The sequence below is a fragment of the Chloracidobacterium validum genome (assembly GCF_018304825.1).
GTDB classification, from domain to species: domain Bacteria; phylum Acidobacteriota; class Blastocatellia; order Chloracidobacteriales; family Chloracidobacteriaceae; genus Chloracidobacterium; species Chloracidobacterium validum.
Genome location: NZ_CP072648.1, coordinates 1,558,917 through 1,572,785 on the forward strand (window position 1 = coordinate 1,558,917; position 13,869 = coordinate 1,572,785).

The 13,869-nt window shown below is 63.9% G+C and carries 9 protein-coding genes; 6 read left to right on the forward strand and 3 right to left on the reverse strand.

Going from position 1 to position 13,869, the window contains the following annotated elements; genetic code table 11:
• Window positions 1-12 precede the first annotated feature (12 nt).
• Window positions 13-2,706, forward strand: a complete 2,694-nt coding sequence (locus J8C06_RS06420) for a HEAT repeat domain-containing protein (protein ID WP_211427897.1) — start codon at window positions 13-15, stop codon at window positions 2,704-2,706.
• On the opposite strand, the gene J8C06_RS06425 is transcribed toward J8C06_RS06420, so the two are convergent.
• Both J8C06_RS06425 and J8C06_RS06430 read right to left on the reverse strand, forming a co-directional pair.
• Complete coding sequence (locus J8C06_RS06425) at window positions 2,624-3,679, reverse strand: PP2C family protein-serine/threonine phosphatase (protein WP_211427898.1); 1,056 nt, start codon at window positions 3,677-3,679, stop codon at window positions 2,624-2,626. The genes J8C06_RS06420 and J8C06_RS06425 overlap by 83 nt on opposite strands.
• A gap of 8 nt (window positions 3,680-3,687) precedes the next feature.
• On the reverse strand, window positions 3,688-4,209 hold the full coding sequence (locus tag J8C06_RS06430; protein WP_211427899.1) for a peptidylprolyl isomerase: 522 nt from the start codon (window positions 4,207-4,209) through the stop codon (window positions 3,688-3,690).
• A gap of 438 nt (window positions 4,210-4,647) precedes the next feature.
• Here J8C06_RS06430 and J8C06_RS06435 point away from each other — a divergent pair, with 438 nt between their 5' ends.
• From J8C06_RS06435 to J8C06_RS06450, 4 genes are all read left to right on the forward strand, one after another.
• Complete coding sequence (locus J8C06_RS06435; RefSeq protein WP_211427900.1) at window positions 4,648-5,268, forward strand: cyclase family protein; 621 nt, start codon at window positions 4,648-4,650, stop codon at window positions 5,266-5,268.
• Between the two features lie 2 nt (window positions 5,269-5,270).
• On the forward strand, window positions 5,271-5,912 hold the full coding sequence (locus J8C06_RS06440; protein ID WP_211427901.1) for a bifunctional 4-hydroxy-2-oxoglutarate aldolase/2-dehydro-3-deoxy-phosphogluconate aldolase: 642 nt from the start codon (window positions 5,271-5,273) through the stop codon (window positions 5,910-5,912).
• Window positions 5,913-6,026: 114 nt separating this feature from the next.
• Entirely contained in the window at window positions 6,027-8,420 is a 2,394-nt protein-coding gene (locus J8C06_RS06445) for a hypothetical protein (RefSeq protein WP_211427902.1), read from the forward strand.
• Window positions 8,420-9,274, forward strand: a complete 855-nt coding sequence (locus tag J8C06_RS06450) for a SirB1 family protein (protein ID WP_211427903.1) — start codon at window positions 8,420-8,422, stop codon at window positions 9,272-9,274. The genes J8C06_RS06445 and J8C06_RS06450 overlap by 1 nt, the downstream gene beginning before the upstream one ends.
• Before the next feature lie 52 nt (window positions 9,275-9,326).
• On the opposite strand, the gene J8C06_RS06455 is transcribed toward J8C06_RS06450, so the two are convergent.
• Window positions 9,327-12,077: a M16 family metallopeptidase gene (locus tag J8C06_RS06455; protein WP_211427904.1), complete on the reverse strand. Its 2,751-nt coding sequence runs from the start codon at window positions 12,075-12,077 to the stop codon at window positions 9,327-9,329.
• Between the two features lie 216 nt (window positions 12,078-12,293).
• Here J8C06_RS06455 and J8C06_RS06460 point away from each other — a divergent pair, with 216 nt between their 5' ends.
• Window positions 12,294-13,850 (forward strand): ATP-binding protein, encoded by a 1,557-nt coding sequence (locus J8C06_RS06460; protein ID WP_211427905.1) that lies wholly within the window; start codon window positions 12,294-12,296, stop codon window positions 13,848-13,850.
• The last annotated feature ends 19 nt before the right edge of the window (window positions 13,851-13,869 follow it).

The following is a 13,869-nucleotide window of genomic DNA, read 5'->3' on the forward strand; positions in this document are numbered from 1 at the left end:
AGGAGCAAAGCAATGTGGCACATCAGATTTGGGACGCGATGGATGGCGATGCTTGGCCTCCTCTGGCTTGGGCTGGTCGTGGCTGGCGCTTGGTCGCCTGTGCCTTGGGTCAGGGCGCAGGACGGGCGGCGCAGCCTGACCGAGCTGCAAGACCGGGAAGCCCGCCGCCGCGCCATCGAAGAACTCGGACGCTCCGGCGACGAACGGCAGATGGCCCCCCTGATTGACGCGCTGCGCAACGACCGGGACTTCATGGTGCGGAGCGCAGCCGCCGAAGCCCTGGGAAGCCTCAAAAGCGAACTCGGCCTGGCCGCCCTTGCAGCGGCCCTGGATGATTCGAGCGCCGACGTGCGCACCGCGGCCGCGCTGGCCCTGGCCCGGCTTGGTCGCCCGCAGGCCATTCCGGCGCTGCGCGCCCGGCTTCGAGACCAGGAGCCGACGGTCCGCAGCGCCGTCGCCCAGGCCCTGGGCAAGCTCGGCGACGCGCCGTCGCTGCCCAACTTGGTCGGACTGCTCGCCGATGCCGAAGCCGAAGTCCGCGCCAGCGCGGCCGAGGCGCTTGGCGCGCTTGGTCGCGCCGAGGCGACCGAACCGCTCATCCGCGCCCTGGGTGATGGGAACCTCTACGTTCGGAGTCGCGCCGCGACGGCCCTTGGCGCCATCGGCGATCCGCGCGCGGTCGCCCCGGTCATCGAGCTGCTCCGCGATCCGGAGCGAACCGTCCGCGCCAGCGCGGCGGAAGCCCTCGGACGCTTTCGTGATCGTCAGGCCGTCCTTCCCCTGCTCGATGCCCTGCGTGACCGGGAAGCCGTCGTCCGCCAGAATGCGGCCTTCGCCTTGGGCAAAGTCGGCGACGACACGGCGGCCGACGGGCTGACCGATGCCCTCCGCGATGAAGACCCGCGCGTTCGCGCCCGCGCCGTGGATGCCCTTGGGGCGCTGGCGGCGCCGCGGACGCTCGATGCCGTCACCGATGGGCTGCGGGACAGCGATCCCCTGGTACGGACGCTCACCGTGCAGGCGCTGGGCAACTTCAAGGATGACCGCGCCATAGATGTGTTGGCGCAAACGCTGGCGGCAGATGACGCGCTCTTGCGCCGGCGCGCGATTGAGTCGCTGGCCAAGGTGGGCGACGCCCGCGTGCTGCCGGCCGTCCAGGCGGCGCTATCCGACCCCAACCCGGCGGTTCGCGCCAGCGCCGTTGCCGCCCTGCCGCGCATCGGTGGGAACCAGGCCCTGCCGGCCCTGCTGGCAGCGTTTCAATCCGATGAGGCGGCCATGCGGAGCGCGGCCGCCTTTGCCCTGGCGCGGCTCGGCTCGGAAGAAGCGTTTGCCGGTGTCGTCGAAACCATCGGGCGCTGGTCGGTCGAGGACGCACTGGCGCGGCGCCAAACGCTGATCGGATTTTTCAACGCCGTGGAAGGCAGCGAGTCGAAACTCGAGGCCCGGCTGCGGATGCCACAGGGCCGCTTGCGGCGGGGTGCGCTCCTGGCCCTGGTCGCCATCTCGCCCTCGCCCAAGGCAGGTGATTACCTTGGCGCGTTGCTTGCCGACGCCGACCCGGACGTGCGGCGGGCCGCCCTCGAAGGCCTGGCGCGAACCGATTCAGCCCGGTTGGCCCAGGCCGCGCTCCAGCGACTTCCCGCCGAACCAGACCCGACCATCCGCGCCGACTGGCTGGCCCGGTTGGCCACGCTGCGCGACGTTCCACCCGAACTGGCCGCCGTCCTGCGCCAGACGGCCCAGAGCGACGCCGACCCGGACGTTCGGCAGGCAGCCGTGGCTGCCCTGACCCGGCTGCGGCTGCCGCAGGTCATTCTGCCCAGTCCGGCGGCAACCCCGCCCTTGCTGGCCACGCTTCCGCCTCCCCGCCTGCCCGATCTCAAATTTCGGATGACGTCTCCCGCCCCGCCGGACGATGTGGCGCGGCGGGAGATGCCACGCACCCGGACGAACGAAGCCGCGCGCGCCCTGCCAAGCCCCGTGCCGGAACGCCGATTGCCGCAACCGACTGTCGAACGCCTCCCCAGCACGGCCACCGAGATACCGCCCACGTCGCCAGCACCAACCCCGACACCACCGGTAGCGGCCACCGGCGCGCCCCCGGCCCGACCACCACGCCCGACGCCGGCGCCACGTACCACCCCGACCGGAACAGCCACCGCAAGCGCCGCCGGTCGTCCCACCCGCAGCTTGCCACGGCGAACCTCGCCCGCCGCCCAGGCCGCATCGGACTGGGTTTCACTGGAAAGTCTGCGACCGGCCGGCACGGCCAGTCTGGGCGACTTGATGGCCGGCAAGGAAGCCCTGGCCATCCGTCATCTGGAGCAGCTCGCGGCGGCTCAGATGGCGTTTCGGATGGCTTCGGGCGGGAGTTTTGCCACGCTGGCCCAACTCCGGGAGCAAGGCGGATTGGAAGACTGGACGGGCACCCAGGATTACCGATTCACCCTCTACGTTACGGAAGCCACGCCGTCCGGCCCGGCTGACTTTTTTGTGGTCGCGACGCCAACCGTTCCAGGGCTGACCGGGCGATATACCTTCTATGTGGACGCTTCCGGCGTCATCCGCCGTGGCGACAACTGGACGGGCTGGCTGCCGATGGTTCAAACCTGGTTGCCCATCAGCGTCCCGCCGGAGCGCCAGGCCGCCCTGCCGGGGACGGAAGCCCGCCCTGCCGGCTCCCCATCCACCACCCGGCACTGAATGCCAGCGTGGCGGTGAGCAGGATGATGAGCGCCTGGATCACCATCCCGCGCCGCGCGCGTTCGCGGCGGGCCTCGACCAGTTCGCGCAGTGGGTGATGCTCGCCGGTTGTCCGGTCGGCCGGAAAGCTCGGCGCGATGCTCAACTCACGGGTTCGGGTCAAACGCTCCTGGAGCGACGGCAGGGAAGGCAGACTGGCCGGTGGCGGGTCCGGAATCGGCGGATCGACACAGACGACCAGGGCGGTGAAATTGTCCTCTGCCCCGCGCTCGTAGCAGTACCGGTGAATCTCGTCGCAGAGTCCGTCGGGGTTATCCCGGAAGGTCGTCATCAGCCCTTCCAGTTCTTCATTGCTGATGTGGCGCGTCACCCCATCGGTGCAGAGCAGAAAGCGCGACCCAACCGTGAAGGCGAAATCCTGAACCTCGACTTCGACTTCGGGAAACACGCCCAGCGCGCGGCTGACTTCGTTCACTTTGGGAAGCTGTTGCGCCTCCGCCAGTGACAAGTCACCGCGTCGGACGGCATCCTGGAGCGGCGTGTGGTCTGTTGTCACTTGGGTCAGTGTGCCATTGGCAAAGTGATACAGGCGGCTGTCGCCGGCGTGCGCCACGCAGGCCGTGTCGCCGTCGAGGTGCAACGCCACCAAGGTGGTGGCCATCCCGGCCAGGTCGAGGTCATGCTTGGCCATTTCAAAAATGTCGCGGTTGGCGTAGTGGATGGCCCGTTCGAGCCGCGCCAGTGGGGAGTGGTCGTCAGGCGTGATGAAGGCGTCCCGGACGGTCTCGATGGCGGTTTGGCTGGCAATCTCGCCTCCCGTGTTGCCGCCAACGCCATCACAGACCACGAAGAGCCGGGCGTTGACTTCGGCCAGCGCCCGGTCCTGGTTGGAGGCGCGTTGTAACCCACGGTCACAGACACACGCAAAACGAACGGTGGGAGGCGCGGCCGGCGCGCTGACTTCACTTGCCATGGATGCCGTCAAGCCTTCCGCCGAATGATGTGAAAACCGTAGTAGCTTTCCACCTTGTCAATGTTGCCCGGACTCAAACCCTGGGCACACTTTTTGAAGCTCTCATCGAACACACCCTTTGGCGTGATCTCGTAAAAACCCGGAAAAGCATTGTACTTGCTGTCGTTCATCTTGTAGGGGTCGTCGCTGTACTCGATGACCAACTTGTTGAAGTCAGCGCAGTTACGGGCTTCTTGAAAGACTTTTTCCCACAGCTTGCGCGCTTCTTCCTTGGAACGGGTCACGTTGATCTGGGGGCTTTTGGCCGCCCCGCTGCCTTTGTAGGCAATCAAAATATGCTGGACTTCCAGCGACTCAGGAACGGTTTCCGGCTTGACCGGAATCAGGTCTTGGGGATCGCAGGGTTTTGGCGCTGGCTTGGTCGGCTTCGCTGCCTTGTCCTCGGTTTCTGGCTTTTCCGGGGGAGTGCCACCACAGGCCACACTCACCATGAGTCCGAGCGCCAGGCAGCCAACTTGGAATGAACGCATAATACCTCCTTCAAGGAAAGGGATAACCCATCTGAAGCATATTTCCACCCGCTGTCGGACATCGCTTGCCATACAGCCCGGCGTGCTCTGGCAACCAAACCTCACCGGTCTGATAGCCGTTGCCACTGGCGCTGGGAGCATGCGACATCAGGCCCATAGCAAGCCGAAGCGTCCATGACATCTGAAAACGTGGTTTGATTGTCACCATAAGGCGGATGGGATGCAATGCCATCGGTACATCTCGCGTCCGAGGCGATTGCCTCAGTAGGTCAGCACACCGGCGCAAACACCATGTTTCAACGAGATTTCAGCGTTTCGAGCCAGGTTTTTCAGACAAATGAGCGAGGTTTTTCAGACAACCAACACCAACGTGGCCGTTTGACAGTCCCTAGCCAACGCCATTAGCATCCGCGGCTACCAAGGAAGGAACAAAGGGCTATGCAGATTTATGATGTGACGGTTCCGGTTCATCCGCGGATGCCAGTCTATCCAGGCGACCCGCCGGTCGTGCTTGAACCACGCTCGCAAATGTCCAAGGGCGCTCCCGCCAATGTCTGCTACTGCGGGATGGGGACGCATACGGGCACCCATGTGGACGCCCCATTCCATTTCATTGAAACCGGACGCAAGTTGCATGAAATTCCGCTCAACCTGATGGTTGGACGGGTTCGGGTGGTCGAAGTGACTTCCCGTAAGATAGACGTTGAAACACTTGCGCGCCTGGACTTGGGTGAGCATATCCGGGTGCTGTTCAAAACCCGCAACTCGCAGTTGTGGCAGCAGGAAACGTTTAGTTCCGATTATGTGTTCATTACCCCGGAGGCAGCGGCCAAGCTCGTGGCGGATGGTGTCAAGTTGGTTGGGATTGACTATCTGTCCGTCGAAGAATATGGCAGCACGACCTTTCCAACCCATATCGAGCTTCTTTCCAATGGCGTCGTTATCCTGGAGGGTCTCGACTTGCGCCAAGTGGATGCCGGCGACTATGAGTTGTTCTGCCTGCCGCTGAAACTCATGGACAGCGATGGCGCGCCAGCACGGGTCATCCTACGTGGCTAAGCATGCCTACCCCGGACCTACTTCAGCGATTTTTCACCTATCGGATCATGGCCAGCCTGCGGGCAACTACGGCTGAAACGGCTGTGCAGTCGGCGCGCGCGGTCATCAAGGGTGGGATTCGCATCATTGAAGTGCCGCAGAGCACGCCGGGCGCCATGCGCGTGATTGGTGACATTCGGCATCAATTTGCCGACGAGGTCATCATTGGGATTGGCGATGTGCCCTCCATCGAGGTCGCTGACCGCGCCATCAAGGCCAACGCCCAATTCGCCACGCTGCCCTATGACAATACGCGGGTGGTGGAGTTTTGCCGAAAACACCACCTGCTGGTGATTCCGGCCGGGGCGACTCCGCGTGAAGTCGCACTTCTCGCCGAACGCGGGACTGCGCTCGTGAGAGTGTTTCCAGTGTCTTCGTTTGGCGGCGCGATGTACGTGGGTCACTTGCGCCGGGCGCTGCCGAGTGTGCACTTACTCGCGGCAGGTGGGATTGACCTCGCCGAAGTCACTACCTACTTTCGGGCCGGGGCCTCCGTTGTTGCAATTGGAAGCGGATTGTTCCCTCCCCACGCCGACGACCAGCCTGACTTTGAAGGACTCACCCAGCGCGCCCAGCAGTTGACGGCCACGCCCCGTCACTACTGACCTAGCGACCGCGGCTTTCAGGCGCTCCGCGCGCCGAGCAAGAAGGTAGATAGCTTTGACGCTTTTGGTTACATATCTTCTGTAGTTACACACTTACCCCTTTGAGGAAGCTTTATGAATCACCTCTTTTTCCGGGCCTGGGCCGTTCGTCGCTGCCTGATTGCCGGTGGGCTGCTCGTTGTCCTGCTTTTCTCTGGCTGGGAACCCACTGCGGCGCAGCGCACCCGCCGTCGGCCGGCACGGCAAGCCCCACCACCGCCAACCGTGACCGAAACCGCGCCGCAGACGGCACCACTGCCGCTGGCGGAATACCTCCCGGCCAATACCTTGCTCTACTTTGAAGTGGAGCGTCTCACGGATGCCGTGGACGAAGTCCTGGCCGACGCCAATCTCAAGAATTTCCTCGCTGCCGCTGACTCACCACTCCCGATTGACATCACCCGCTATGATGAAGCCCTCGTGGCGTTTGGGCTACCAGACAAGGCAACGCTGGCGGCCACGCGCATTGGGGTTGGACTGACACTTGCGCCAGGTAAGCCCAAAAAAGATACGATGGGGTTGCCCGCATTTCCTGACGCTGAGTTTGTCGTGGTGCTGATCGCGCCGGATGAAGCTGCGGCTGAACGCTACGCCCAGCTCGGCCAACAGTGGCTGCCCGCCTTCGTCACGAACAACAAGCGCGTCAAGCCGGTTCAAGGCCGCGCCGGACGCTTTCGGACAACGACGTTTCCGGCCAGCAAAGCCAGCGAGTCGGTCGTTATGGCGCGCGCTGGACAAGTGATTGCCGTTGGTTTTAGTCCGGTCATGACGCGCTGGTTGACACAGTTCGGCCAGCCATCCTTCGCGTCACTCGGCAAAAGCCAAAGCTTTGAAGAAGTTCAAAAACAGCTCACTGCGCCACACAACGGCTTGATCTATATCAATACGACGGCAACTGGCAGCTATGCGCGGACGCTTATCAGCGATATTTTCAAGCCGCGCTCATCGGGGGAAAAGTCCTCACGCGACCAAGCCAGAGCCGATGCGGAATTTGCGGCCAAGGTCAATCAGTTGCTCGAAATGTCCGGCATCGGGGCGCTTGGGGGCCTGGGCTACGCCTATGGCGTGCAACAGGGGCGCGTTACCCAACGCATCGTGGTCGGCGTTGACCGGGCCGCCAACGGGCTTTACCCGGCCTTTGCCGACGGTCCCCGCGTCAGCGGACGCGCGGCCGACTTCTTGCCGGATACCACACAGGGCTTTGCCACCTTGAGCGTCAACTCGACTCGTGTTTATGACACCCTGCGCCAGATGGCCGGCGTCCTCAGCGCCAAATACGAGACCGATGTTCAGGTTGCCGAACGCAAGTTTGGCGTTAATTTTCGCCAGGAAATTGCGGCCGCGCTGACCGGCGAAGTCACCCTTGCCTTTGGTGGTGTTCAACTAGGCGCCATCGCCAGCGACGGCTCGCCGCTGACTGAACAAACCCACGTCGCGGCCTTCGCGGTCAGTAACAACCCACAAGCGCTCCGCGAAGCCTTCGCCAAAATCTTCTCGGCGGCGGGGCGCAAGGCGGCTGACCGACGGGCGCAACAAGCCAACCTCAAGCCAGCGGAGGGAGAAGATATCCCCCGGGTCCGTCCGGTCTTCGATCCGCGCAGCCTGAGCTACGAAGGCGAAACCATCTGGCTGTTTGAAGGTGACAATGCCAAAGAAGAGGAAGCTTTTGCCGTTTCAGTCGTTGCCAACATCCTGGTCGCCGGCCGCACCAGCGACGTGAAATGGGTCATTGACAGCTACCGGCGTGGGCAGACGCTCGGACGGCGGGAGGATTTCAATGTGGGATTTGGCGCGCGTCCGGCCGACGCCATGGGGAGCGCCTATGTTTCTCAAGCATTTTTCGCCGAGATTTTGGATGAGCTACGCAAGGAAACCCCGGCGCGTTATCAGCCATTTCTCAACGCGCTGACACCATTTCCCTTTTTCACGCACATCGGACGGGACGGACGCAGCATCACCAGCACAGTTGACTTGCCATTGCCCTTTCTCGTTGGCTTGGCCGGGGCTGGTTACGGAGCAAGCACCGCGGCCGACGAGCGCCGCGCCAATGATCAGGCGGTGCGAGAGGTCCTTCAGTCCATTTACGAAGCCCAGATGGATTACGCCCGCAATGCGGGCAAGGGCTACTATTCGGATAGCTTGCCAACCCTGGCCAAACGCGCCGACGGTGGGCGCGCCTTCGCGGAAGAAGTCGAACTGATGACGCGCTTGCCATACCGTGGCTACGTGCTCGGGCCAATCGTCTTGCGGCCGGCAAGCGGGGACAAACCGGCCGGCTTTAGCGTCACGGCCTTTCCGGCAGTGCGAACCGGGCCAGACCGCACCGGCAACCAGACCTTCTACCTCGACGAGACCGGCTTCCTGCGTTGCCAGCCTCGCCCAACCGAGGACGCCAACGCTGAAAGTGCCGTTTGTGGGTCATTTGCCCAAGAAACCGGAGCCGACACGGTCACGCCACCACCACGCTGATGCTTTCGACCACGCTTGAACGCCGCTTTGAGCAGCGCCTTGCCGAACTTGCAACCCAGTGGCGGGGACAGACACCCCCGCCACTTTCCATGGCAGCCGCGGCCGTCGTCTGGGCCTTGGAAGCCGATCGGGAAATCACAGACATTCCCAAGCAGCTCGACGCGCTGGCGGATGAGCTATCGGCCTGGGCCATTGGCGAAGGGCTGCCACAACCACTGTCCATCGAGGCGGTGTCCAGGGGGTTTGTGGCGCTTGGCTTTCGTGGCGAGACCGACAACTACTATGACCCACGCAACAGCTTCTTAGCTGAAGTCATCACCCGTCGCGTGGGGATTCCCATCACGCTTTCCGTCATTTTCATTGAACTCGCCCAGCGCTTTGGGCTGACCTGCGAGGGTGTCAACTTTCCCGGGCATTTTCTTGTGCGCTACCGCGGAGCCGATGGCGTCGGCCACCTTGACCCGTTTCATGGTTGCCAATGGCTCGATGACCGTGGCCTCCAGCAGCTCCTGCATCGCGTTCGTGGAACGCAGTCCAGGTTGAGCGCCGAGGATTTGGCAACAGCCGGAACCGGCGACATTGTCGCGCGCATGCTACGCAACCTGTGCAACATTGCCCTCAAGGCCAAGGACTGGATAACCGCCCTACGGACACTTCGGATGCTTGTCATCGTCAACCCAGACGATGCGCAGGCAGGTCGGGACATTGGACTGCTCTACCTCCAGCTCGAACGTTGGGGCGAAGCACTGACTTGGCTTGAAAGCCATAAACGGCGAGTGGCATCTGACGCGGAACGCCAAAGCCTCGAACCATCCATTATCGAGGCCAAAAAAGCGCTAGCGCAGTGGAACTAAGCGCAAGCCTCGACAAGCTCAGTTTTCACTGCCATCCAAACGCGAAGCAAGATTACTTTGGTCGCGCCAACCGGGCGCCACGAACGAGCCCCCGCCCGGCAGCTTCGATGGATAGAGCGTCCCAAACACCCTCCGTTGGCAACGGCGTCCGCTGCATGCTCATGGTAGATGCATCCACTTCGGACGGGGCAGCGCCCAGGTACACCGCTACAGCGTAGGCCCGACTCCGCCCCGTCACCGTGCCAATGGCTCGCGCAGTTTCTGTGGCAGCTCCCTGCCCGGCCGAGCGCCAGGCCTCGGCCGACGGCGCTCGCCGGGCTACCTCGCGGAAGACACCCTCAACCGTTTCGATCACACGTGGGCCATCGCCAGGCCTGGTCTCGCCGACGAGCAACAGCTCTCCGCGCTGCAACGCTGGAGTAAACTTGACCGTCGTGTGAATGTCTTTTGTCTTCAACTGACGCGCCAACCAATGGGCCAGCACTTCCCAGCGCGCATCGGCTTCCCTCCCGCCAGGCGTTGCCAGCGCAAAAGCGACGACATCGCGCGTCCCAGTGGTAACTTCCTGCGCAAGCGGTGCATCAGCCGGTTGGGCAACGCGGGCCCGGAGTGACGTATCGGTTTCGCGCCGGACAAAGCCTTCCGTCACGTCCCGCGTCACAAGCGACGAGCCTTGGGTTCCACCGACGATGACGACAATGGGCAACTGCCGCTGGATGGTCGCGGCATACCAACGCTGCACGGCGGCTTCGTCCAGCTTACTCACCGTTCCCGCGACCCCAAGTGATGGAAAGCCATAGGGGTGGACTGGAAACAAGCTTCGCCGCGCCAGCCACGGAGCGAGCGCGTAAGCGTCGCGGGTCTGGCGCTTTTGCTCGGTGAGTAGGCGCTCCCGCTCGGCCGTGACGACCGGGGGATCGAAGTTTGGGCGTTCGGTCAAGGCAATCAAGCGTCCAAGCACGGCTTCGGCGTGACGGGCTAAAACGCATAGCTCAAAACCAAAAAAGTCACGCTCATTGACAATGCGTAGCTGACCACCAAGTCGCTCGATCTCATCCAGTATGCCATCGGGCGCGGATTTCACCGTGCTGCGGGTCATGACGCGCAGCATGAGTTCCGTCACCCCAGCGTTGGTTTCATCTTCAATGAAGCGTCCGCCTTGAAAGTACAGCCCGGCCGCCACCAGTGGGCGCGCCGGATCAGGCCGGACCAGAACCCGTGGACCACGCAGCGTGGCATATTCACGCACCGGCTCGGCCGGCGGCAAGACGGTCAACCCTTCGGCCTTGGTTTTTGGACGCGCTTTCACACTGACAACGACGGTTGCCGGCGCGTCGGTTGCGGCATCGGGTGGCAGCTCAAGCGCCAGGGTTGCCGGCACGAGCAGCCCAACCGTCTCAAAGAACTTCTCCGGCGTGAACGTGCGCGGCGGAGCGGTTGCGGCTTCGTACTCATGCACAACCAAGCGCGAGGCAACTAGGTGCTTGGCCGCGGCGGCGCGGACTTGTTCGGCGGTGATGCTCTCCAAACGGTCGAGGTCTTCCAGCCACGTCAGTAGCCCGGTTCCGGCTTCGACCTGAACAAGTTGCCGGGCCCAGCCGTCCACGCTATCGCCGGCCAGCCAGCGTTCCAACTCGAGCTGCGCTTTCGCGCGCTGGAGTTCGCCTTCTGAAAGCCGTTCCCGCCGCAGACGCTCGACCGCCTCCAGGGTCAGAGCCTCGGCCCGGTCGAGTAGCTCCGGCTCGATACTCAAACCGATGCACAGGCCGCTGCCCTTGGCGGTGACATCGAGGCTCGTCGTCACGGCCGACGCGATACGGCGATTTTCAACCAAGGCTTCGCACAGGCGCGACCGCCGACCAAGACCAAGGGCCGCCCGCGCCACCTCCAGCGCGACCCGCTCTTCAGGCGGCAAGACCGGCAAGACATACCCAAGGTGAACAAAGGTTGCGGCCGGCGCGCCACGCTCGGCTTGATAGCGGCGTCCGGTCGAGGTTGCCGAGACCGGGGCCGGTGGTTGCGGCTCGGACGCCGGTTTCCAGTCGCCACCGGCTTCGGACACAGCCCGCAGTGACTGAACGAGATTGATCTCGCCGGTCAACGCGAGAATCGTCTCGCGTGGTCGAAGGCGAGAGGCGTAAAAGTCGCGGGCCGCGTCGAGCGTCACCGCCTCGATGCGTGCCGCTTGGCTCTCGGCATCCGGTGTGGCCAGGCCGGTTCGCCCCATCGCTAGGGATAGCCAGGCTGACCGCCCAGCGCTTGCGGCTTGGGACAGCTTCCACGCCTGCGCGCGAACGGCACGCAAACGTCCAAGCCGAAGGTGATCTTCATCAAAGGTCGTCCGAGACAGGGCCCGCAGCAGCCGACCGACAACGGTGGTCGCCTGTGCGGTCGGGGCCGTGACGGTGAGCGTCGTTTCGAGACTCCCAACGTGAATGTCAAGCGTAGCCCCGGCAGCGTCCAGCGCGGCTTCGTCGGCTTCGGACAACAATCCATACGCCACCACCCAGGCAACGCCGGGCATGGACGCCGGTTCATCCATCTGACCAGCTTCAAATCGAACGGCAAAGCCTACGATTTCCGAGGCATACCGCTCCGCGCAGATCAGGCGCAGCCCATTGCTGAAGCGGGTGAAGGTCAGCTCGCCGCGCTGGACTTGCTCGACGATTCCCCGAATCGGCGCGACCTTTGGCGGCGTAGAGGGTGGGGCCGGCGGTGGCGTGCGGCGGCGAGTTTGCCCAACCGACAAACCAACCCAGAGCAGCATGAGTGACAGGAGGAGCGCCCAACGAAGATAAGGCATAAGCACATCTTGGCGCGCTCGAATGGAGCGCCACCCCCCTGACCGTAGCGATTTCTTCCCTGCGCGGCAAGCTCACGCGCGCCCGGCGCGTGGTTATTCCAGCTTGCAACGAACTGTTTCAGTCGGCGAACGCGCGTCCACCGACACCCTACAGTCAACGCTATGTGCCATAATCGAAAACGCCCGTTGACTCACCATGGCACTGGGGAACAAACCATGCGGTACTTCAACACGGCCGGGCCGTGTCGCCCGGACATTCACTACATGCTGTCGCCAGTGAAGCGGCTGCCGGGGTTGCGGCGGCTGATTGACCAGCAAGCGTACTTCGTGGTGCATGCGCCGCGCCAGGTCGGGAAAACGACCCTGATGCTGACGCTGGCGCAGCAGTTGACTGCGGAAGGGCGCTATGCGGCGGTCCTGCTCTCGCTTGAGGTTGGCGCGGCGTTCAACGCTGACCCTGACCGGGCAGAAGCTGCGATTCTGGGTGCGTGGCAGGTCGGGTGTCGCGCCTGGCTACCGCCGGCGTTGGGCTTGCCTGCCCTGGAAGCCAACGCGCCGGTCGGGCAGCGGTTGTTGTCGGCGCTGACAGCCTGGGCACAGACCTGTCCACGTCCACTGGTGCTTTTCCTGGATGAGATAGATGCGCTTGAAGACATGACGCTCATCAGCGTGCTGCGGCAGTTGCGGGCCGGGTATCCGAGTCGGCCGCAGGCGTTTCCGTGGTCGCTGGCGTTGATTGGGATGCGGGACGTACGGGATTACAAGGTAGCGGCGGGCGGCAGTGACCGACTGCGCACCGCCAGCCCCTTCAACATCAAGATGCGCTCCCTGACCCTGGGGAACTTCACCCAGGACGAAGTCGCCCAGCTCTATCGCCAGCACACGACCGAGACCGGACAGGTGTTTACCGACGAGGCGGTGGCTTACGCCTACGACCTGACCGCCGGGCAGCCCTGGCTGGTCAACGCCCTGGCCAAGGTCTGCGTTGAGGAACTGGTCGAGGACACGGGCCAGACCATCACCCGTGACGACATCGAGGCGGCGCAGTGGGTGCTGATCGAGCGGCAGGACACGCATTTGGACAGCCTGGCGGAGCGGCTGCGGGAGCCGCGCGTCCGCAACCTCATTGCGCCGATGCTGGCGGGTGATTTGCCGGGCGACCTGCCGGACGATGACCGGCGGTACGTGCTGGACTTGGGGCTAGTGCGCCGCAACCCAGACACGGGCGTGTTGGAAGTCGCCAACCCGGTGTACCGGGAGGTGCTGCCGCGGGTGCTGTCGGGCGGGGTACAGGATGCGCTGCCACGCCTTGAGCCGGTATGGCTGGATGGCGAAGGGCGGCTGGTGCCGGAGAAGTTGCTGGAGGCATTTTTAGGGTTTTGGCGGCAGCACGGGGAGCCGTTGCTGCGCGGGGTGGCGTATCACGAGATTGCGCCGCACATCGTGCTGATGGCGTACTTGCAGCGGGTGGAGAACGGCGGGGGGCGGGTGACGCGGGAGTACGCGATTGGGTCTGGGCGGATGGATGTGTGTTTGCGGTACGGTGGGGTGACGGTGGGGATTGAGCTGAAGGTGTGGCGGGAGGGGGCGGGCGACCCGGAGGCGGAAGGGCTGGAGCAGTTGGAGAGGTACCTGGCGGGGCTTGCGGCTGGGGCGGCGGGGTGGCTGGTGATCTTTGACCGGCGGGCTGGACAGCCGCCGGTGGCGGAGCGGACGCGGGCGTACCGGGCGGTGACGCCGGGCGGACGCGCGGTAACGGTGGTGCGCGCCTAAGCCAAAGCCAAGGCTTGAC